The sequence below is a fragment of the Acinetobacter sp. GW821-FHT01E09 genome (genome assembly GCF_059422385.1).
This window is the reverse complement of record NZ_JBWKWU010000001.1, coordinates 2,071,336-2,093,627: the sequence shown is the minus strand read 5'-3', so window position 1 is coordinate 2,093,627 and position 22,292 is coordinate 2,071,336. Positions and strand designations below refer to the sequence as shown.

The following is a 22,292-nucleotide window of genomic DNA, read 5'->3' as shown; positions in this document are numbered from 1 at the left end:
ATTTAACCAGCTTTCTTTTTTTCATTTTCAAGGTGTTTCTGAAAAAATAAGGCGGCATGAAATAAAGTCGACTGTTGCTCAAGTTCAGCCACATATTCCTGAACTAGGCGCTGAAAATAACGATAGGCAAATAGTGCTGGAATAGCAATCACCATACCTGCAGCTGTGGTAATTAATGCCTTAGAAATACCTGGAATCATCATGGTTGGATTGGCATTTGTACCTAAATCAATCACCAGAAAAGACTCGATAATCCCAATCACTGTACCCAATAGTCCCAATAACGGTGCAACAGCGCTCAATGTACCTAAGAAATTGATATTTTTTTCTAAATATCCAATTTCGCGCGAAGCAGTCGCTTCCATCTGAGCACGTGCAAATGCCTCGCCTTGAGCGTAAGCATCAATACCATCTTTAAAAATATAGCCCAATGCCGTTTGGCAAACTGCTTGATCTTGTTCCATTTCATCTAAAACATCGTCAACACTGCGGCCTTTTTGCATCATAAGCGACTTAGGTAAAACTAAAGATCGTTTCAGCCGTATAAATCTCTCGATTGAAATCGCAACAGTAAAAATTGAACATAAAACCAATGGCAGCATTAACCAACCGCCGGCTTTAACAAGTTCCCACATCTTTAGTTCCCCAAATTAATTAAATCGCTTAAACATTATTGTTCTGGTAAACAGATATTTAAAATTCCATCTAACTCATCAAGCGAGTTATAACTGATGACCAGCTTGCCTTTACCCTGTTTGTTATAGTCTAATTTTACACTGGCACTAAAGCGCTCTGACAGTTTCTGAGTCAGTTGTTGCACATCTGGCGCAAGTGGATCTTTAGATTTTTCCTGCTTTGGCGTATTCCAATCACGCACCAACTGCTCGGTTTGACGAACAGACAAACTCTTATCAATCACGATTTTTGCAATTTGCAATTGATCTTTAGCTTTTAGAGTCAATATCGCACGGGCGTGCCCCATGTCTAACAGACCTTGTTGCATTAAATCTTTAATTTCATCTTCTAGACTTAATAAACGCAATAAATTACTTACGGTAGTCCGTGCTTTACCTACAGTGTCTGCAATTTCTTGATGACTAAGCCCAAATTCTTCATGGAAGCGCTGTAATGCCAGTGCTTGATCAACTGGGTTTAAATCTTGACGCTGAATGTTTTCGATCAATGCCAAGGCAATCGCAACTTGATCGGTCAAATCACGCACAATTGCAGGGATTTCAGTTAAACCCGCCAATTGAGCAGCACGCCAACGACGTTCACCTGCAATGATTTCATAGGGAGTTTCGTCATTTTCAATCGGACGAATCACAATCGGCTGCATTACACCATGTTTTTTAATTGATGCTGCAAGTTCTTGTAAATCTTGCTCACCAATAAAACGACGGGGTTGATACGCGCCGCGTTTTAATTGGGTTACATCCATCTGTTTTAATTGGCCATGATCCAATGCTTGAACTTCAAGTTGTAATTTTTCTTTTTGGATTGAACCTAATAATGCATCTAAGCCACGACCCTTTGCCAACCCTCTTTTTTTCACGGTCATGCTTTATTTCCTTTTTTCACTTTACTCTTTTTCAACATTTCAGCTGCTAAATTTAAATATGCAATTGCACCTTTAGAGCTTTTCTCAAAATAAATAATCGGTAATCCATGTGCTGGCGCTTCGGCCAAGCGCACATTACGCGGAATCACTGTATCATAAAGTTTCTTACCAAAATACTGTTCTAATTCGGCAGAAACATCACGGGTGAGTGCATTACGTGCATCATACATGGTACGAAGCACCCCAATAATTTCCAATTCAGGGTTTAACGCCTGTTGAATTTTATCAATGGTCTGGGTCAGATCTGCCAATCCTTCTAATGCATAATACTCACATTGCATTGGAATAATCACTGCATCGACTGCGGCTAAAGCATTGACCGTAATTAAACTTAAACTTGGTGCACAATCAACAATAATATAATCAAAGTCTTTTTCAATTTGCTGTAAAGCGTTACGCAAAATAAACTCACGTCCATCTTGCTCTGCGATTGCCAGTTCAACACCTGCCAAATCACGATTTGAGCCAAGTACTTTATAACCGACTTCAGCTTTACTAATTGCAGTTTCAATCGGTACTTCACCCAGAAGTACATCGGTGACTGAATACAACAAATCATTTTTTTGAATACCCGACCCCATGGTAGCATTACCCTGAGAGTCCATATCCACCAATAAAACACGCTTTTTCAACACTGCCAAAGAGGCAGCCAAATTCACGGCTGTCGTGGTTTTACCTACGCCACCTTTCTGGTTTGCGATAGCAATAATTTGAGCCATGGTAACCCCAACCCTTAGTCTGTTTTAAATCTGTTTTAATAAAAGTAAATGACGTTGTTCGTCCAACCGAGGTACATGCAATTCAATAATGTCACAACTCCACTTGTCTTTTAAAGCATCAACTTCTTCAGTGGGAATCAAACCTTTCATTGACGCAATGATACTGCGTTCATGCATATAAGGTTTTGAAGCTGTCACAAAATCTGTCAATGAAGCAAATGCACGACTGGTGATCACATCAAATTGTCCTAGATCATGGATACTATCTTCATTTTCTACACGTGTCTGAACTGCGACAACATTTTTTAGTTTTAAATCTGCAATAAACTGTTTCAGAAAACGAATTTTCTTACCATTTGAATCCAACAAAACACATTGGCGTTCAGGTTGGCACAGTGCAATGATCATCCCTGGCATCCCCCCGCCTGTACCAATATCGAGTAAACGACCAGCGGGTAAATCATTTAAAATACTTAAGCTATCCAATAAATGTTTAACCAACATTTCTTTTGGATCGCGAATCGCCGTTAAGTTATAAGCTTTGTTCCACAGGACGAGCGCATCTTGATATTGCAACAATAATCCTAATGCTTCATCACTAAGTTTTAAGCCAAGCTTTAGACTGCCTTGCTTTAACTCTTGAAAAAATGGATGCATGATCAAATAACATCTCTAAAAAGTTAGCTGAAAGTATACCTATTTCTCGCCCGTGGAACAGTAGTTAACGATGAGTTAATACGCACTTAGGCGTATTTATCCTCACTTAACTATACTCGCCCTGTCTTATTTGCCAATCCAAGGCTGTTAAACGCTCAGGTGTACCCACATCAACCCACGCTGCCTGCATTTTCTCAGCCGAGATTTTACCGTCTAGCATGCCTTGTTTAAGCAAAGGTGCAAGTGGTCTTTTACCCTGTTCCAGACCATCAAACATTTTTGGGTTAATCACAGCGACACCACTATAAGTTAAATTTTCACCTTGCTGATTTTGCTCAAAGGTATAAGCGCGACCATTTGCCAAGGTAAAATCGCCCTGTGGATGCTGTTCAGGATTATTGACAAAAACCAAATGTGCAAGATCATCGGCAAGATTGATATCTAATAATGATGCAAAATCAAAAGTGGTCCATACATCACCATTGACCAGAATAAAAGGTTGATCACCGAGAAGCGCTAAGGCATTGATAATCCCACCTGCGGTTTCCAAGCCCTCATCTTCACGCGTCCAGCGTATAGTCACACCAAATTGTGAGCCATCACCCAAGGTACCAATCAGAATATCTGCCAGCCATGCAGAATTAATCACGATTTCAGTCACACCGATTTTTTTTAATTTTTCTATATGCCATACAATCAGCGCCTTGCCGCCGACTTCTAATAAAGGCTTTGGCTTATAGAGGGTCAAAGGTCGCATTCTATTGCCTAGACCCGCAGCTAAAATCATCGCTTTCATGCTGCAATCACCTCATATACGCCATATTTTTCTTCAAATTTTGGTAAAACCCGTGCATGAATAAAATGCATAAACGGTTGTAATTCTGGGTAAGGTTTTGATTCTTCCAATAAGTACCACATGACACGAGGCAAGTCTTTGAGATAACCAGATTTACCATCACGCTCAAACAAACGCACAAAAATACCTAAAATTTTGATATGGCGCTGAATTGCCATAAAGTCAGCATCTTGTTTGAATTGATCAAAATCACGATCTTGCTTGGCAGTTTCTGGTAATAAGTCATAAAACACTTTAAACCATCCATACACACGCTCAGGACCCCACTGTACGTAGGCATCACGGGTAATCGAAATCAAGTCATAGGTGTCCGCACCAATCACTGCATCTTGAAAATCAATCACGCCTTGGTCTTTCTCAGCTTCAAGAATCATCAGATTACGACTATGGAAATCACGATGTACGATTACTTGAGGTTGTGCCAAAGCTGCATTGGCAAGAATAGCAAAAGTTCGTTTAATTAACCCAAGCTCTTCATCTGTTACTTGGATCGCTAATGAGGGCAACAACCAATCCGTTAACAATTCCATTTCTGAGATCAGCTTTTCATAGGCATATGCTGGCAAGTGCGATGAATCAGCAGCAATAGACTGCAACTGCACCAACTGCTTAAAACTTTGCGCATAATGTGCATCTACCGTTTGATCATTCAATTGTGTAGATAACAATACATCGCCAAAATCTTCAAGTAACAACAAACCTTGATCTAAATCCTTGGCAACAATATGAGGTACACGCACCCTATTTGTGTCAAAGAATTCATCAATCGCAACAAAAGGACGACAATCTTCCTTCTCAGGAGGTGCATCCATAAGCATAAATGTTTTATTATTCAAGGTAATTCGTGCATAACGACGGAAACTCGCATCGCCTGCTAAAAAATTGATTTCAAATTGATCTGAACTGAGTACAGATGTTAACCATGTTTGTATCAATTGTTCACGTTGTGTATTCATTTGCAATTTAATCTAATTCAGGCTGAATTTTTGAAGTGCTAAGTGTAGCTACTTATCGACTTTTTCTCTATGATGCGACAATAATTAATTGCGATTAGCATATTTGGTTAACGAGACAAATGAAGCATCAGTTTAAATTTAATCCTTTAGCGACTGCTATTTTGACACTTCTTTGTGGAAGTTCAGTATCCAGCTATGCTGAATCGACAGACACTGTTTCTGAAGTTAATAATAAGCAACTGAATGCAGCCATCAAAGAAAGCTTTGCAGGGCAAAATTTCTTTGAACAATATTATGTGGACAAAAACTCACCTGAAGCACAGGTACGTGATTTAAAAAATCCAAGTACCCGTTATTGTGAAGGTGTCTGGGTTACACCTTTTAGCACCCAAGCTAAATCAACAAACCCAGAAGAAGCATCATCTGTGATTACTGCAGATAATGGTTATTACAATCCCAATGGCGACTCTTTCCTGTCTGGTGATGTGGTCATTGACCAATCTGGACGTATGATTCGTGCCGATGAAGTGACCATTGATAAAACACAAACTTTCGCCAAAGCGAAAGGCAATGTACAAATGGCACAAGGTGGTATCATCGCGCAAAGTGATCAAATCGATTACAACCTGAAAGATGAAACTGGGCAGCTAAATAATAGTTTCTATATTGCAGAATTGACCCACGCACATGGTCATGCAGAAAAAATAGAAAGAACTTCGCCAACCAATATCGTCCTTGAAAATGCTACCTACACCACCTGCCCACCCGATGAAAAACCCACTTGGAAAATTCAGGCCAATAAAATTGAATTGGATCAAGATACTGGTCGAGGTGTAACGCGTGGGACCAAACTCTATGTTAAGGATGTGCCTGTACTCGCAGTTCCATATTTTAACTTCCCAATCGATGACCGCCGTACTACAGGGATTTTAAATCCAAGTTTCGGCTTTACCAATGATGGTGGTTTTGAACTCGCAGTTCCCGTTTATTTAAATTTGGCGCCCAACTATGATGCCACCATTACACCACGGCTGATTACTGACCGCGGTCTTATGGCTCAAGGTGAGTTTCGTTATTTAACTGAGAACTTTGGTGCTGGTACCGTTTGGGGAAGTTACTTACCTTCTGACCGTGATTATAATGATGAAGATCGTAAAGACCTGCATTTCCTGCACAAGTGGGATATCACTAAACAATGGTCAACCAATTTAGAATATAACTACGTTTCTGATAAAGATTTTTTCTCAGATCTAGATAACAACCCAAACACTCGTACAGAGCTGAACCAACGTCGCGCATGGGAACTCAACTACAATCACGGTATTCCAGGCTTAAAAGCTCAACTTAAAGTTGAGGACTTCCAAACCCTTGATAAAACCATCAAAGATGTAGATAAACCATACGCCCGCCTACCTCAGTTTTTACTGAACTATGTCGCTGGAAATCCGCAAGGTTTGGAATACGAATTTAACAACGATACTGCGTATTTCCAAAAAGACATCAATGATGCCGATTATAACAACCAGCCAAGTGGTACACGTTTATATAACCAATTTGCGACACGTTATAATTTCCGTAATCCATGGTCTTTTGTGATTCCCGAAGTCTCTGTTCGGAGTTTAAATACTTTCTATGATCAAACCACTGTAGATCAACTTAATTTAAATAACCAAAGCCAAGATAGCAAAAACAAATCCGTTGTTGTTCCTCAATTTACTTTGGATACGGGTCTAACTTTTGAAAAGGACGGAAAATTCCTCCAGACCATTACACCTCGCGCTTTCTATGCGTATGCACCATATAAAAATCAAACAGGTTATCCAAACTTTGATTCAACAACAGCTTCTATCAGCTATGATCAATTGTTTAGCCCGTACCGCTTTTATGGACATGACCGTTTAGAAGACAATAACTTTTTATCGCTTGGTTTAAGTTATAGCTTATTTGATACAGTCGGCTTAGAGCGCTTAAGAGCCAGTATTGGTCAAAGTTATTATTTTGATGATCGAAAAGTTACTTTACTCAACAATACAGATGATTTAGACAGAGAAAAACATACCGGTCCTGTGCTGAGCCTTTCTAGCCAACTTTCACAAAACTTCACACTGAGCACCAATTCAGCGTGGATGTCAAATGGTGATAGCGCTCAACATGACTTCCAATTGTATTATACAGGCCAACGCGGAAACCTTTATAACGTTGGTTATTTTTATCGCAATAACCTCCCTGACCGTCAACGTGCATATGATCAAGCAGTTGCATCATTTATACAGCCTGTAAAAGACAACTGGCGTATTATGGGACATGTTCAATATGACCTTGACAACCATGTCGCACGCGAATATTTATTGGGTGTGAATTATGAATCTTGTTGTTGGGGAATTTCCGTCTATGGTCGCTCGTACTTTAATGATCTAGATGACGTTTCTCTTCCTGATACAAAGCCAAAACGCGCAGTGATGGCTGAGATCACACTAAAAGGACTTGGTGGTTTGAACAACAAGTTAAGTTCATTACTTGAAAATCGTATTTTAGGTTTTGATAAAGCTAATCAATCTTGGACACATTAATGAAGACGCAAAAATTTAAAAAATTATTTAAAGCATCAACCTTAGCTTTACTCATCTCCACCTCGGTATCAGTTTATGCTGCTCCGCAGGACCAAATCATTGCAATTGTTGGTTCTACAGCAATTTTAAAAAGTGATTTAGACCAAGGTGTTGCTGAAGCGACACATCGACTTCAGGCACAAAAGAAAGAAATCCCACCACAAAACATTCTGCAACAGCAAGTACTGAGTCAGCTCATCACCCATGACGCACAGCTTGAACAAGTTAAGAAGTATGGCTTAAAAGCAGATGAAAAAAGCTTAAATGAAGCCGTATTGAAAGTTGCCCAACAATCTGGTGCAAATTCTTTAGAAGCTTTTCAAAAAAAATTAGATGCTGTTGCACCTGGTACCTATGAATTACTTCGTAACCGTGTTGCAGAAGATTTACTCATTCAACGATTGAGTCAACAACAAGTGATGTCTCGTATCAAGATCACTGACCTTGATGTTGAAAACTTCTTAAAATCACCTGAAGGGCAAGCTGCTGTTGGTAGTCAAGTCCATGTACTACATATGCGTATTTCAGGAGAAGCGCCTGCAAGCGAGTTAGAAAGTATTGCAAAAGCAGTCCGTACTGACTTAAAAGATAGCAATGACGTTAAAAGCATAGAAAAGAAATTTAGCACAGCTCAAGTTAAAGTTGATGGTGCTGATATGGGCTTCCGTCCGCTTTCAGATATTCCAACAGATCTTGCTGCACGTGTTACTACCCTTGAGCCAGGACAAACCACTGACTTAATTCCAGCAAAAGACGGCGTTCATGTTTTAAAATTATTAGAAAAAAAATCGAATGAGCAAAAAGCTTTAGTTCCGCAATTTAATACGCGTCATATTTTGATTAAAACATCAGAAGTTGTTAGCCCTGAAAATGCAAAGCAAACCATTGACAGTATTTATAACCGCTTAAAAGCGGGCGATGATTTTGCTACGCTTGCTTCAACCTATTCAAATGACCCTGGTTCTGCTCGTGATGGCGGAAGTCTTGGTTGGGTAAGCCCTGGCATGATGGTTCCTGAATTTGACAAACTCATGCAGAGTTCACCAGTCAACGAAATCAGCAAACCATTTCAAACTCAGTTTGGCTGGCATATTCTCCAAGTTACAGGCACACGTCAACAAGATATGACCTCAGAGTACCAAAAGCGTATGGCTCGCCAAATTTTAGGTGAACGTCAATTCGAATCAGAATATGACGGCTGGTTAAGAGAGTTACGTGCAAATACTTACATTGAAATCAAAGACCCAAGCCTAGATCCAAAGAAAAATGAAAGTTAAGTCTATGCTAAGTCGTTAAATTAAAAACCAGTGCTTTTGCACTGGTTTTTTTATCTCTAAATTTAATTTTAGAAAGTGTCAACCTTATCGAGGATGGGACAACCAATAAAAAAGAGACGCCAATTTGGCATCTCTTTTACAATCGTTCTTGTTAAATCAAGAAATTAACGATTGTTTTCATCTTCTTGTGAATCTTCAAATTTTGTTTCGCCGCCAAAGTCAGTACCTTGACCGCCGAAGCCACCTTGACCACCGAAGCCACCTTGACCACCGAAGCCACCTTGACCGCCGAAGCCACCTTGGCTACCGAAACCACCTTGACCACCGAAACCGCCTTGTTGACCACCAAAGCCGCCTTGTTGACCACCAAAGCCACCTTGACCACCGAAGCCACCAGCTTGACCACCGAAGCCACCAGCTTGACCGCCGAAGCCACCAGCAGCGCCTTGAGCACCAGCAGGAGCACCAGCTGGACGTGGATTACGTGCAGGTACTACAGTTGAAATAGCATGCTTATAAACCATTTGGCTTACTGTGTTTTTCAACAAAACAACATACTGGTCAAAAGATTCAATATGACCTTGTAATTTAATACCGTTTACAAGAAAAATAGAAACAGGAATACGTTCTTTACGGAGAGAATTTAAGAACGGATCTTGTAAAGTTTGACCTTTAGACATTTTATACTCCAAAAAAAATTAAAATCAGCGCAAAAACTACCTTTATTTTTCAATTAAAATTTATAAAAAAGGTAGTTGTTAAATTTTGCTTTATCCGTATAAGTTTCGCAAGTCTTCTTGTGCTTGGTTTATCGTAAAAAAAGTTTGAAAAGAGTGTGTTTCTTGCAAAGATCGTAACCATGTGTATTGACGTTTTGCTAATTGTCGTGTCGCAAATAGTGCTTTATCCTTCATTTGACGCTCACTTTCTTGACTCAAATCACTGTTTTTTAAAAAATCTATCGCTTGTCGGTATCCAACAGAGCGTGAAGAAGGTAAATTTTCTTCGAGATCGTATTTTTTCATAAGATTTTCAACCTCATTTAAAAATCCGATTTCCCACATTTTTTCCAAACGAAGTTCAATTCGTTTGTGCAGCTCTAGGCGATCAGGCAATAAAGCATAATTATGAAAATCATATCGGTACGGTTGATTCTTCGGTTGTTCCGCCTGTAGTTGAGTAATCGGACGACCAGTAATTTTATACACTTCTAAAGCACGAATGATTCTTTGCTTATCACTGACTTTAAATTTTTCACCTGCCAATACATCAACAGATTTTAATTCATCATACACCGATTGCCAGCCTTCCGTTTCACCTTTTAACTCAATCGCAGCACGAATCGCGTAATCAGCACTCGGTAAATTTGTAGAAAGCCCCTCAAGCAACGCTTTAAAATATAGCATTGTACCGCCAACTAAAATAGGTGTTTTACCGCGCGCATGGATATCATCAATCAGTTGACAAGCATCCTCGACAAATTCAGCAGCGGAATAAACCTCAAGTGGGGTAATAATATCAATCAAATGATGCGGATAACGCTCCTGCTCCGCTTTGGTTGGCTTTGCAGTGCCAATATCCATATCTTTATAGACCAAGGCAGAATCTACAGAAATAAGCTCATAATTCCCATGGTCATACAATTCACATGCCAAAGCAGTTTTACCGCTTGCGGTTGGTCCCATTAAATTGATGACGGGCAATTGATTTGACATGTACAACTACTCTCCTCGAGCAAATAATTTATCTAATTGGGGCAATGGAAATGCACGCCATGTTGGTCGACCATGATTACACTGACTGGCAAATTCTGTGTGTTCCATTTGACGCAACAAAGCATTCATTTCGGAAAGACTCAGCATCCGATGGGCACGCACTGCACCATGGCATGCCATGCCTGCTAAAATTTGATCACGTTTTTGCTGTAGCGCCTGCGCTTCATCATTTGGATCTAAATCATTGAGTAATTCAGGTACCAAGGATTCAAAATCTGCTTTATGTAAAATCGCAGGTACACCACGTACAATCACTTGATCATCACCATATTGATCGATTTCTAGGCCTAAGCGTTCCAACTGTGGTTTTAAATCATCAACACGGGTTGCCTGCATACGGGTAATCGAAATGACTTTAGGAATAAGCAACTGTTGTGAGGTCCAAAATTCTGGTTTATCCCATGCAGATTTCATTTGTTGTAGCAAAATACGTTCATGCGCTGCATGCATATCGACAATAATCAGACCTTCCGTATTCTGTGCAAGAATATAAATCCCATGTAATTGCGCTATTGCAATTCCCAACGGATATTCATCAACCTGATGGGCCTGTTTATTTTGAATCTCTTGTACAGATCGCTCATAGGACGCTTGATCTGTTAATTCTTGATCAGCATCCCCAGACTCACGTAAGGGGGCTAAATAGCTTTTCAAGGCGTTATTGAGTTGCTGAGTGCCACGATACTGCTGTTGTGGTTCATAGTGGGAATAATTGACTGTTTGGGCTTGTGTATCACTAAAATCTGTTAAACCACTATGCTGAATAGACCCATCTGAATTGCTTCGGCTATTTTGATCACTTACATGTTGCTCAGCTGGCGCATTGCGATGTAAATGAAATTGTTCCTGATAGCGTGGCTGCGCTGACAATGCTTGATTTTCTGTTGCTCCATCCTGCTTCATTGCAGAAGATAAATCCGCAGTTGCAGTTTGGAATTGAGATAAGGTGTCTTTAGCAAAATGCCGTACAAACTCATGCACTTCACGCTGGTTGAGGAAGCGAATTTCATGCTTAGTTGGATGCACATTGACATCAATATTTTCAGGATCAACTTCTAAAAACAGCAAATATGCAGCATGTTGATGCCCATGCAAAATACCATCGTATGCCATACGCAAAGCATGAGAAATGGTTTTATCTTTGACAATACGTCCATTCACATAGACATATTGCAAATCAGCTTGTGCACGCGCATCTGAAGGATGCCCTAACCAGCCTGATAAACGCATGCTAATACTGTCTGCATCTATCCAATAGGCATTTTCAGTGAACTGACGACCTAATAATTGCTGTACCCGTTGAAATCTTAGCTCACCACTATCTGCAATCGGCAAATTAAGGCGAATATTGTCGTTATGTTCTAAAACAAAGCGGATATCGAAATGCGTAAGCGCCATTCGACGTACAATTTCTTCAATATGACCAAATTCAGTACTTGGTTTCTTTAAAAATTTACGCCGTGCAGGCACATTAAAAAACAAATCCTGAATACGGATATGCGTACCTTGTTGGGTTGCTACAGCTTGAATATCTTGATGATCAAATGCTGTACCATTAACTTCGAGTTGGTAACCGACACCAGAGTCATCCTGACTACTGGTTAAAGTTAAACGCGAAACTGCTGCGATAGAGGCAAGCGCCTCTCCACGAAAGCCCAAACTCACAATTGCATGTAAATCTTCAGCAGATTGAATTTTACTGGTGGCATGACGGGTGACTGAAAGTGCTAGATCCTCAGCGTGAATACCTCGACCATTGTCAATAATTTCAATCAGGGTGCTGCCGCCATTTGCCACACGAATAATTAGCTCAGTCGCACCAGCATCAATCGAGTTTTCAAGCAACTCTTTCACTACTGATGATGGTCGTTCAATTACCTCACCTGCAGCAATTTGGTTGGCCAGTGCTGGATCTAGATTTTGGATACGTCTTAAACTGATATCTTCGCGTTGCATTCAATTAACCTAAAAATTTAAATAAATTAAAATATATGATGGGCTTAAAATGCTGAAAACATTGATCAACTCAACGCTTCAATCAATTCAGCAGAAATACTTTCGATCTTCACTTCTCGTTCAGCTTCATCTTCTGTTTTTAAAATAGTAATGACATGATCTGGCTGTGGAATTTCATCACCGCCTTTAGAGGGCCATTCAAATAAGAATAAAGCATTCTCGACTTCCAAATAATCACGAATACCCATCAATTCGAGCTCATAAGGATCATTTAAACGGTATAAATCAAAATGAAACACCTCTTTCGCATTGATATTATAAGGTTCCACCAAGGTATATGTTGGACTTTTAACCGCACCTTGATGACCTAAACTTTGCAACCAATAGCGTGTAAGTGTGGTTTTACCTGCCCCCAAGTCACCGATTAAATAAATCACGCCTTTTGCAATATGTTGAGCTAACTTTTGTGCCAACATTTGGGTGTCTTGTTCATTGCTCAGACTTAATTTAAATGAATATTGCATAACGCTCACGACATGATTCAAACCAGACAATATGATAGCATTGCGTGACTTTAAAACCTATGTTGCATTGTTTAGAAATCATGTTTTGATACTTTCCAACACGCTTAGTCAACTCACTTTAAACTTATCTGCATAAAAAATACGCTTATGAAACCTGTCACCCCTGTTTCAGAATATCAACCACCAATGAGAGATGGTGTAACTGCATCAAAAGTTTATCTCCCCAAGCGAGCAGATTTACCTAAAAACTTATTCAATTATTTATGTGAGCAGTTTCCACATATTTCAGCCAATGAATGGCAACAACGTTTTCAAGACCAACTCATCATCGATATGCAAGGTCAGGCATTAAAGGTTGATCAGCCTTATCTAGAGAATACCCATCTTTACTACTATCGATTTCTAACCCATGAAATTCATGTGCCATTCCAAGAAAAGATATTGTTTGAAAATGAAGACTTAATCGTCGTAGACAAGCCTCACTTTTTGACTATTAGCCCCTCAGGGCAATATATACAAGAAACTTTATTAGTTCGTTTAAAAAAAACCACAAATAACCCAGACCTCACCCCAATCCATCGCTTAGATCGGGAGACTGCTGGCGTTGTATTGTTTTCTAAACGTCCACAAACACGGGGTTTATATCAACAAATGTTTGCTGAGCGACAAGTCAATAAGACCTATCAAGCGATTGCTCAATTTAATGCTGATTTAAAATTTCCATGTGCTGTGGACTTGAGAATGGAAAAGAGCGAACCCTTTTACACCATGACAGTTGTTGAGGGAAGGTCAAACTCATATACCGAAATTGATCTAATTGAGCATAATCAAATTTGGGCTAAATACTTACTAAAGCCGACTACAGGTAAACAACATCAATTACGGGTACATTTAAATTGGTTAAATATTCCAATTAAAAACGATCCTTTTTACCCGCAAGTTCTACATAAAGATCCTGCTGATTTTTCACAACCCTTACAGCTGTTAGCCAAGCAAATTGAGTTCCTTGACCCGATTACACAAGCCAAATATTGCTTTTGTTCTGACTATGAATTGACACTGTAATTTTGACGTAATGACAAATATATGACTTTTTGACGATTAAGCATTGAAATTCCGAAAGCTTTGATTAAAATAAGCATTCAAACTCAAATTTTGTTTGGTCACTATTCATGAGAAAAACCGAAGTCTATCAAGTACGTCTTGATTCACAAGAAAAAAAACTAGCATTTGCTGTTTTTAAACAATTGGGGATTACGCCTGCACAAGCAGTTCGACTGTTTTTTAAACAAGTTGTCATCACAAAATCCATCCCTTTCGCCATAGAAAATCAAAATATCAATATGGATCAGTTATTCAAGCTGAGAAAACTTAAGCAAGACCAACAAAACGGACAACTGAATTCTTCTGTTGATTTAAATGATGACGATGAAGATCTATTTGCAGAGTTAAATGCCATCTTGGGTGAAAGTGACAAAAAATAACACTGTCGCATTTTTAAACAAATAATTAAGTTTACTTTTCTATTTTTTGGTTATGCTCTTTTGCAAAGATAAAAATCATTGCAAGGAGTAATAAATGATCGTTAGACGAGCGACCAAAGAAGATTTAAATCAACTTGCTACTATATTTGATGAATATCGCCAATTTTACGGTGCATCTTCCAATATCCAACAGTCCTTTAATTTTTTAAAACAACGTTTTGAAAATAAAGAAAGTGTTATCTTCATCCATGTAAAAGATGATGTTTTTACAGGCTTTGTGTTGTTATACCAAGGCTTTTCATCTGTTTCTTGTTCAAAGTACTATATTTTAGATGATGTGTATGTAACACCTATTTTTCGTCGACAAGGTTCTGCCAAACAACTGATTGATACTGCAATTCTGTTTGCACGCCATGAAGATGCGCAACGGATCAGTTTAGAAACCCAAAAAAACAATTACCATTCACATCAGCTCTATGAGCAAATGGGCTTTGTTAAAGACAATGAATTCCAGACATTTCATTGTTTCCTCAAGTAGTTTTAACAATGCGTTTTTTGATCAATTCAACGTAGGTTTCCACATCTTTGCGAATTTAAGTACATTGGGTAGCGTGTCCTGTGAAATAGGAAAGACCACTGCACAGGATTTTTTACCCTCCAATACTGTACTTTCATGTCCTAAATAACACTTTAATTGAGCAATTTTATCAAATTCTTTTTGATTCACCTTAACCACAACTTTACGAAAAGAATGTTCTAACCAATTTTTATAACTTTCAGCATCAGCATCTTGAACGAATTGTAAGTGCGCAGCCAAGACCGCATGCGCAACAAGGGTTGGAACCATAAAGTCTGGCATTTCATCTAAAACAGCAATATAGAGCTTTAAAGCCATGATCAAATCACTATTTGTTCATTTTGACTATTTCTAGCAGCATTCACCTGATCTTCTGTCAAATAAACCCACTCACCTTCAACTAATTCTTTAAGTGCTAATTGCCCAACTTGTGCACGATGCAAGCTTTCAACCTTATTCCCCACAGCAGCCAACATCCGTTTGACTTGATGATAAACCCCTTGGTGTACAGTCATTTGTAATGCATATTCAGCCAAGCGCTGTATATCTGTTGCTGCAAATGTACCCTTTTCATTGCGTAATTCTACACCCTGTTCAAGTTGTTGAATCTGCTCATCTGTAATCGGATCTGCTGTTTGTATTTGATAAACTTTAGCCACATGCTTTTTAGGATGAGTCAATGCTTGCAAAAACTGTCCATCATCCGTCAATAGCAATAAACCCGTCGTGTCCTGATCTAAACGACCAACAGTTTGCAAACCACGGTTCATAAGGACATCATCGAATAAATCAAAAACACTAAAATGGTGTGTTGATTGATGGGAACATTCGTAGTCCTGCGGTTTATTTAAGGCAATATAGACTTTTTCACGGTATTGAAATGTTTCGGTATAGACTGAAAACACTAGGTTTTGAGTGTCAAGTTTAAATTTAGGGTCTGTAACAACCTCGTTTTGGATTTGAATTGCACCATTTTTAATGAGTTGTTGGCAATGCTTACGTGAGCCAAAGCCTTGTGATTGCAACATTTTTTCCAAGAACATAAATCAATACCTTAAAAATTCACGATACATTTTAAAGTATCGTGAATTGAAACCCAAACAACATTCAGGCTTTTTTAGCCTTATTGATTAATCAATAGATGCTTTTATCAAGTATTAAAGATAAATGACTTATGTACAGCAACACCCGCCAATGCCCCATCTGCAACTGAGAAAGCAACTGACCCACCTGAACGGGTGATATCGCCACAAGCATATATCCCTTTAAGATTGGTTTCTTTCATGGCTGTGGTTTGAATGGCTTCACTATATTCATTTACATCAAGCACTATCCCCAGTTTTTTAACCCAAGGAGCGTTGATGCGCATAAAAGTAGAGACGAATAATCCATCTAATTGAACCTGCTCACCATCTTCAAAAACTAAATCACAATGATTGTGTATTTTGACAATTTTGCGTGTATCCAATTTCACATTTCTTTGTTTAAGTTGCTCAAGTATGACGGGATCTAATTCAGCTTGTGAAATTGCATCATTTAAAAATAAAGTGGTATTGCCCCAGTCGGGTAACATCAGTGCCATATGAATAGAATGTAGACCCGAACATAACATTCCAAGTGTTCCAAGATTTAACTCATAGCCATCACAGTATGGACAATGAAAAATGCTTTTCCCCCACCGTTCTGCTAAACCATCGATTTTAGGTAAATCATCTTTAACACCTGTAGCAATAATTATTTTTTTGACTTGAATGGTTGTACACGTGTCATCGGCTTGATCTATTTGAATCTCATATTGCTGCCCGACAGCCCTCACATCGGTAACTGATGCGTTGATACATGACAAAGTTTGATATTTCTCTAATTGTAATTTTGCATCACGAATAATTGCTGCTGGCGTATTGCCATCTTGGCTTAAGAAATTATGAGAATGTTCTGCAAAACGATTACGACGCATGCCTGCATCAATCATTAACACTTTTTTTCTAGCACGAAGCAATGGTAATGCTGCTGATAAACCTGCATAACTCCCACCAATAATTATGACGTCATAGTTCATTTTCAATACCAATAAGTAACTTTTAAAGTTACTATATTGAGTTATTTTTATAATTGCAACTTTTAATGTTACAATTAACAAAAGAGCGTTGACTTAAAAACTATGCGTAAAGACAGTAAGCTTTCTCGAATGTTGCATGTGCTATTACATATGGCCCGTGAAAAAAAACCGTTCACCTCTGAACAAATTTCAATCATGTTAGACACCAATCCTGTCGTAGTACGTCGTACTATGTCTGGTTTAAAAAAAGCAGGCTTTGTGCATGCAGACAAAGGCCCCGGTGGTGGCTGGACCTTAGTACAAGCTTTAGAGGAAATATCTTTATTTGATATTTATCAGGCTGTTGGAGAACCTACTATTTTTGCCATTGGCAATGAACAAGAAACACCCAACTGTCTGGTTGAATTGGTGGTGAATAAAGCTTTAAACCAAGCCATGCAAGAAGCACAAAACATTTTAATACAACAGCTTAAATCAACAAATCTGTCTAAACTGGCGCAAGACTTTGAGTATGAATGGAATTTATTGGGTGCTGAAACTGAAAAATTTATTGTTCACTAAATCCACACTCGACTGAATTTAAATGTGAATCATTGCCAGACAAGGCAAATTCACATACAGCTTTTCAGTATAATGGATGGATATATTAATTTTTAATGCTGAATATTGATGAGTCTTTCTAGTCTAGACCTAAATTTAATTGTGCTCCTTGTTTTATTGGCCTGCGGCATTTTTAGTCACAATACTGCGGTCACTATTGCAGCTGGGGTTTTGATCGTCTTTAGAATCACACCATTAAGTGAATTTTTCCCATTATTACAAACTCATGGTTTAGAAGTTGGTATTATTATTTTAACCATTGGCGTACTTACTCCAATTGCCAGTGGCAAAATCCCCGGTGATGTCATCTTAAAATCATTTATGCACTGGAAATCATTAACAGCCATTGCGATCGGTTTATTGGTTGCATGGTTAGGTGGTCGTGGCGTTTCCTTAATGAGCAGCCAACCCAATGTTGTTGCAGGCTTATTGATTGGAACAGTCGCTGGAGTTGCACTGCTCAGAGGTGTTCCTGTGGGTCCCTTGATTGCTGCAGGAATCCTATCTTTACTGATTGGAAAAACTTAAGGTATTTTAAAATCACCAATTGTGTATCTAAAAAGAATATGCTCGCTGTATTTTATCAATAGACTTACTTTCGCCAGTAATTCTATTGATAAAGGGTGAATTTAGAATTTTTCACATATCATTTATCATCCTTCCACTACTTTAATAAGATTAATTTTTTAAAATCTACTTATTATATTTGGTCTCTTGCATAAGTCTTTTTTAAAACCAAAGCTCAACATACCCCCCTCATCCTAGCCTTCTCCCAAAGGGAAAAAAGAACGTTCAATCCCCATACAACTCACTTTTCATGATCTTTTTTGATTTTTAAAAGATCTTTATTCATCAGATAAATAACAATTTGTTATGATAAAAATAAGTGAACAAATCATCGTATTTAAAATAGAAACTCAAGATATTTTAATCAAACAATTACAAGTCATCGCTACGCTTGATTTTTTCTTAGCCCATTCATCGGGTTTATCATCTGGTATAAATAAGCTACTATATAAGCTTGTATAAAAATACTTTTTAAAAATCAGAATCAATATAGAAACATTTTTAGATTCGTTCACCTTACCATTTTTTGATTTGCTCAAATAAAATGAGGAACCATATTGGACATGAAAAATAATGCAAATTCGATAGAAAAACAGTCTTCTACGCTACAATCAGTAAATTATAAGACGCAAATGCAAAGCAACATTGTCGATCATAATGGAAATACTTTATTTAGTATTGTTTATCCAAATCCAGACAAAGAGACACTAATTTTATTGCATGGAGGACCTAGTTTTCCAAGTGATCTCTCTGCCGTTGCCGATCTTTTAAAAGATCATTTTCAAGTGATCACATTTCATCAAAGAGGAACCCAAAAATCTCCTTGTCTTGATAAAGACTATTCTATGCAGGCTTATTTAAGCGATATTGAAACTGTTCGAGAATTTTATAAAATCAATAAGTTTCATTTATGGGGCCACTCTTGGGGTGGACTTTATGCACAAATCTATACTGAAAAACATCCCGAAAACTTACTCAGTCTTTTTTTATGTAGCCCAGGTTCAGGTACCAATACGCAATGGAAACAAACTGAAAAAGAAGTCTTGCAACTCAACAAGTCCAAAACAAGTGCTTGGGCATGGACAAAAATGGGATTAAATAGCCTTTTAGGCTCACTTGGAAGCGATGAAGCTTATAAACGTCTCTTTAAACAAGTCCTGAAAAACTATAATGAAGGATTTATAGCAACAGATCATCCAGATCTCACTGATGATTTTGATTTACTGAAAGCAGAACCGATCAATAAAACCAGACCTGAAATCATCAAGTATCCGCTGTTAACTGGATTAGAAAAACCAGATTTTAAAATTACCATTGTCTATGGAGATCAGGACATCTATACAACAAGTAAAAACTTCGTGATCAATCGATACCCTACAGCACAGCTATTTACACTTTCAAACTCAGGGCATATTCCTTGGTTACATCATCCAGAGGCTTATAATAATGTAGTGAGGAATCATTATCAGTAATGAGTTATTATCAGCGCTAATATATATAGCTCAAACCGGATCTGACAGTTACCGATATTTGATTGAGACTGTCAGGTTAAATTTGAGCTACATTCAATTCATAAAATTGATAAATGCGTGTACATAATGATTGCAAATACTTTCAATGCATATACTCAACATAAATGATATTGATGATATCTAAACTTCACTAAAATTTATTTCCCATTAAAGATATTAAATATCAAGTATTTAGATTAATCATTTTTCTAGAACGTTTATGTTCATACATTTTAAGGTCTGCAAATTCAATCAACTTATTGAGTTCAATACCATCTTCAGGAAATAATGCCAAACCGACACTTGCACCCATGGTTAATTTGACATTTTCAAATACAAACGGTAATCCACACGCCTCAACAATACGATTCATGACTTTTTTTGCCAGCTCTTGATCGCCAAGACTACTTAATATCACTGCAAACTCATCGCCACCTAAACGTGCAACCAAATCATCGTATCGGGTAATATTGACGATACGTTTACCTATTTCTTTTAATGCCTCATCACCTAAACGATGTCCATATTGATCATTGATTGGTTTCAAACCATCCATATCAATGATCAAGATTCCAAGTAACTTTTGTGTACGTTTAGCTTGTTCAACACCTTGTCTTAAACAATCGAGGAACAAAGCACGGTTGGCAAGTCCTGTTAACTGATCCTGTGTCGCAAGCTTATAGAGTTCTTGAGCTCCAAACTTACTGGCATGATACATTGCTGCAGCAATTAGCTCAGACATGAGTGTAAGTAAATTGATATCACTTTCTTTAAAGGCATTTACCCGTTCTGAATAAATTTTTAATACACCAATCGGTTCATCACAATGAATTAGCGGTACAACAGCCATAGAACGCAATCCAACCCGTCTACATGCTTCACGATCTACACGCTCATCAGTTTCACTGTCTTTACAATATAAAGTCGTATTCTGCGCGATACAAAGCCCTGAAAGGCTAGAACCCATCTTCAAGCGTAAGCCTAGAAATTGATTTGCACCATTCGAAACGGCACGATAGACCATATCACCTTCTTCAGCGAGCTCTACAATTGCACCTTTTGCATGGGTAATCAATTGAACTTGCTCTGCCACTAAAGTCATGACAGCATTGATATCCAAGCCCAATTTTGCAATTGCTGTCTGCGTCTGAATCACTGACAGTAATTGTTTTGAGGTTGGTTGTTTCGTTTTAGACATACATCATCCTAGACGAGTGTGATCCAATTTAAGTATATAAGGTCAAACTCTACACTAATGAAATAAATGCAAGTGCCTAGCGCTGACTTAATTTCAAAGCTTGAACACGTAAAATATATCAAATACAGAGTTTGTGGCATACATATTATGATGATTCATATTTAAAGTATATTACTGTGTTCATTAAATTTTTGAAAAAAATTACTTCGTTATACTCTTCATATATCTACATTTAAATTCATACAGATAGGTGGCTATTTTTAATCCGATATAAATTTGACATGTGCTCCAATACTCTCCAAATAGTCTTTATTGTATTGACAGAACTGCTCAGCCCCGCTTTCAATTTCCAATGGTAACTGATTGATGATTTGCAACGCTTCCATACCTGTTATTTTGAAATGCTGTTTTAGAAAACTCACCACTTTAATTTTATTTTTACCTGATTCCACAAGTATTAATTTGCCATAAATCCATGGTTGAGATTCTATTTCATCATTTGCGTTTATATTTTCATCAGATAACGATTCGACTAGACTCAAATGCAATTCCTTCCAAAAATCTAGTTTGAAGTTCTTATTACTCACCACGTAATCAATTAATGCCTGCTTATCGTGTTCAATACGTTGGATTTGAATCAAATCTAATTGGAAATTCTTTAAGCTGCTGGCTACTTGTTTAAAATCCCAACACCCAGCGCCATGTTGAGCATAATAGACTGGATAGCCTTTTTTATCCTCATCCAGATGAATAACAAATGGATCATTAAAATAGTTTGAACAAATAACATAACCTTCAGGATGCCAAGCTCCATCATTTCGTCCTGTTATATTTTCATCTATGCCCTCACAAACGCGATAACCAACTTGAAAATCCTCAAAATGATCAATAGCTGGATAGTTCCAAGGTAATTCCATCTGCTCAAATACAATTGGATTTTTTATAAAGTTAATCAATTCATCTGGTAAATTTTTCAAAAAATAGGCCTCCAATTCAGCCACTTGCGGTTATATTTTTCGAACTCACCGCTATCTGTAAATTCATAAGCTATCATACAGATCTCAAATATATCTTCTTGGCCCGAACCAGTACTAAAATAAATAGTAGATTGTGTTAAAGAAGCGCGTACAGAAATATTCTCATTCGACTTTTCAAAATTATGCATGGCTTTAAGATTAAAGCCTTGAACTTGTTAGCCCATTCTAGTGTCCTTTTATAGCTATAACTTCTATCCTAAAACTGCTTACTATTTTAAAGCCACATACTATTTTAAAGTGACTTACTTTTTATAACGTTTAAGTCACTAACAGAAAACCTTAGTCTAAATCACGATTTAATGTATCTAT

23 protein-coding genes are annotated in these 22,292 nt (G+C 37.9%); 8 read left to right on the top strand and 15 right to left on the bottom strand.

Annotated features, from left to right (window positions below):
- Positions 1-2: 2 nt before the first annotated feature.
- The 6 genes from AC07U8_RS09460 to AC07U8_RS09435 all read right to left on the bottom strand — a co-directional run bounded on the left by AC07U8_RS09460 (position 3) and on the right by AC07U8_RS09435 (position 4,809).
- Positions 3-635, bottom strand: coding sequence for a MotA/TolQ/ExbB proton channel family protein (locus tag AC07U8_RS09460; protein ID WP_004821216.1), 633 nt, complete (start codon positions 633-635; stop codon positions 3-5).
- 35 nt (positions 636-670) lie between these two features.
- Entirely contained in the window at positions 671-1,561 is an 891-nt protein-coding gene (locus AC07U8_RS09455) for a ParB/RepB/Spo0J family partition protein (RefSeq protein WP_004720851.1), read from the bottom strand.
- Positions 1,558-2,340 (bottom strand): ParA family protein, encoded by a 783-nt coding sequence (locus tag AC07U8_RS09450; protein ID WP_004720853.1) that lies wholly within the window; start codon positions 2,338-2,340, stop codon positions 1,558-1,560. The genes AC07U8_RS09455 and AC07U8_RS09450 overlap by 4 nt, the downstream gene beginning before the upstream one ends.
- A 24-nt stretch (positions 2,341-2,364) precedes the next feature.
- Positions 2,365-2,997: a 16S rRNA (guanine(527)-N(7))-methyltransferase RsmG gene (gene rsmG / locus AC07U8_RS09445; protein ID WP_004821214.1), complete on the bottom strand. Its 633-nt coding sequence runs from the start codon at positions 2,995-2,997 to the stop codon at positions 2,365-2,367.
- Positions 2,998-3,103: 106 nt separating this feature from the next.
- Positions 3,104-3,793, bottom strand: coding sequence for an N-acetylmuramate alpha-1-phosphate uridylyltransferase MurU (gene murU, locus AC07U8_RS09440; RefSeq protein WP_004821212.1), 690 nt, complete (start codon positions 3,791-3,793; stop codon positions 3,104-3,106).
- Positions 3,790-4,809, bottom strand: a complete 1,020-nt coding sequence (locus tag AC07U8_RS09435; RefSeq protein WP_494737759.1) for an aminoglycoside phosphotransferase family protein — start codon at positions 4,807-4,809, stop codon at positions 3,790-3,792. The genes murU and AC07U8_RS09435 overlap by 4 nt, the downstream gene beginning before the upstream one ends.
- A 119-nt stretch (positions 4,810-4,928) precedes the next feature.
- Between AC07U8_RS09435 and AC07U8_RS09430 the strand changes: the two genes are divergently transcribed.
- Together AC07U8_RS09430 and AC07U8_RS09425 are read left to right on the top strand one after the other, a co-directional pair.
- On the top strand, positions 4,929-7,379 hold the full coding sequence (locus AC07U8_RS09430; protein WP_494737758.1) for an LPS-assembly protein LptD: 2,451 nt from the start codon (positions 4,929-4,931) through the stop codon (positions 7,377-7,379).
- The gene (locus AC07U8_RS09425) at positions 7,379-8,695 is read left to right on the top strand and encodes a peptidylprolyl isomerase (RefSeq protein ID WP_004821208.1); all 1,317 of its coding nucleotides are present in this window, start codon (positions 7,379-7,381) and stop codon (positions 8,693-8,695) included. Before AC07U8_RS09430 ends, AC07U8_RS09425 begins: the two co-directional genes overlap by 1 nt.
- Positions 8,696-8,859: 164 nt before the next feature.
- Here the strand turns inward: AC07U8_RS09425 and hfq are convergent, their stop codons facing one another.
- The 4 genes from hfq to tsaE form a co-directional block, all read right to left on the bottom strand.
- Positions 8,860-9,375 carry an RNA chaperone Hfq gene (gene hfq / locus AC07U8_RS09420; RefSeq protein WP_004720864.1) on the bottom strand — a complete coding sequence of 172 codons (516 nt, stop codon included), beginning with the start codon at positions 9,373-9,375 and terminating at the stop codon, positions 8,860-8,862.
- 90 nt (positions 9,376-9,465) lie between these two features.
- Entirely contained in the window at positions 9,466-10,410 is a 945-nt protein-coding gene (gene miaA / locus AC07U8_RS09415; protein ID WP_004720866.1) for a tRNA (adenosine(37)-N6)-dimethylallyltransferase MiaA, read from the bottom strand.
- Positions 10,411-10,416: 6 nt separating this feature from the next.
- Complete coding sequence (mutL, locus tag AC07U8_RS09410) at positions 10,417-12,426, bottom strand: DNA mismatch repair endonuclease MutL (protein WP_494737757.1); 2,010 nt, start codon at positions 12,424-12,426, stop codon at positions 10,417-10,419.
- A 65-nt stretch (positions 12,427-12,491) separates the two neighbouring features.
- Positions 12,492-12,950, bottom strand: coding sequence for a tRNA (adenosine(37)-N6)-threonylcarbamoyltransferase complex ATPase subunit type 1 TsaE (tsaE, locus tag AC07U8_RS09405; protein ID WP_209826259.1), 459 nt, complete (start codon positions 12,948-12,950; stop codon positions 12,492-12,494).
- Positions 12,951-13,097: 147 nt separating this feature from the next.
- Here tsaE and AC07U8_RS09400 point away from each other — a divergent pair, with 147 nt between their 5' ends.
- The 3 genes from AC07U8_RS09400 (at position 13,098) to AC07U8_RS09390 (ending at position 14,972) form a co-directional block, all read left to right on the top strand.
- Complete coding sequence (locus AC07U8_RS09400) at positions 13,098-14,015, top strand: pseudouridine synthase (RefSeq protein ID WP_494737756.1); 918 nt, start codon at positions 13,098-13,100, stop codon at positions 14,013-14,015.
- Positions 14,016-14,122: 107 nt separating this feature from the next.
- Positions 14,123-14,434: a type II toxin-antitoxin system RelB/DinJ family antitoxin gene (locus AC07U8_RS09395; protein WP_004720870.1), complete on the top strand. Its 312-nt coding sequence runs from the start codon at positions 14,123-14,125 to the stop codon at positions 14,432-14,434.
- A 94-nt stretch (positions 14,435-14,528) separates the two neighbouring features.
- A complete protein-coding gene (locus AC07U8_RS09390) occupies positions 14,529-14,972 on the top strand; it encodes a GNAT family N-acetyltransferase (RefSeq protein WP_209826261.1) in 444 nt (147 codons plus the stop codon).
- Between the two features lie 21 nt (positions 14,973-14,993).
- Here the strand turns inward: AC07U8_RS09390 and AC07U8_RS09385 are convergent, their stop codons facing one another.
- From AC07U8_RS09385 to AC07U8_RS09375, 3 genes are all read right to left on the bottom strand, one after another.
- Complete coding sequence (locus tag AC07U8_RS09385) at positions 14,994-15,329, bottom strand: peptidyl-tRNA hydrolase (protein WP_209826262.1); 336 nt, start codon at positions 15,327-15,329, stop codon at positions 14,994-14,996.
- 2 nt (positions 15,330-15,331) lie between these two features.
- The gene (locus AC07U8_RS09380; protein WP_315080261.1) at positions 15,332-16,054 is read right to left on the bottom strand and encodes a pseudouridine synthase; all 723 of its coding nucleotides are present in this window, start codon (positions 16,052-16,054) and stop codon (positions 15,332-15,334) included.
- A 107-nt stretch (positions 16,055-16,161) separates the two neighbouring features.
- On the bottom strand, positions 16,162-17,070 hold the full coding sequence (locus AC07U8_RS09375; protein WP_494737755.1) for an NAD(P)/FAD-dependent oxidoreductase: 909 nt from the start codon (positions 17,068-17,070) through the stop codon (positions 16,162-16,164).
- A gap of 102 nt (positions 17,071-17,172) precedes the next feature.
- Here AC07U8_RS09375 and AC07U8_RS09370 point away from each other — a divergent pair, with 102 nt between their 5' ends.
- The 3 genes from AC07U8_RS09370 (at position 17,173) to AC07U8_RS09360 (ending at position 19,709) form a co-directional block, all read left to right on the top strand.
- Entirely contained in the window at positions 17,173-17,631 is a 459-nt protein-coding gene (locus AC07U8_RS09370) for an RrF2 family transcriptional regulator (RefSeq protein ID WP_004720880.1), read from the top strand.
- Between the two features lie 108 nt (positions 17,632-17,739).
- A complete protein-coding gene (locus AC07U8_RS09365) occupies positions 17,740-18,198 on the top strand; it encodes a DUF441 domain-containing protein (RefSeq protein ID WP_004720882.1) in 459 nt (152 codons plus the stop codon).
- A gap of 602 nt (positions 18,199-18,800) precedes the next feature.
- On the top strand, positions 18,801-19,709 hold the full coding sequence (locus tag AC07U8_RS09360) for an alpha/beta fold hydrolase (protein WP_494737754.1): 909 nt from the start codon (positions 18,801-18,803) through the stop codon (positions 19,707-19,709).
- 223 nt (positions 19,710-19,932) lie between these two features.
- Here AC07U8_RS09360 and AC07U8_RS09355 read toward each other — a convergent pair whose 3' ends face one another.
- Both AC07U8_RS09355 and AC07U8_RS09350 read right to left on the bottom strand, forming a co-directional pair.
- Positions 19,933-20,946 (bottom strand): diguanylate cyclase domain-containing protein, encoded by a 1,014-nt coding sequence (locus tag AC07U8_RS09355; RefSeq protein WP_494737753.1) that lies wholly within the window; start codon positions 20,944-20,946, stop codon positions 19,933-19,935.
- A gap of 260 nt (positions 20,947-21,206) precedes the next feature.
- Entirely contained in the window at positions 21,207-21,923 is a 717-nt protein-coding gene (locus tag AC07U8_RS09350; RefSeq protein WP_166782570.1) for a hypothetical protein, read from the bottom strand.
- Positions 21,924-22,292: the final 369 nt, after the last annotated feature.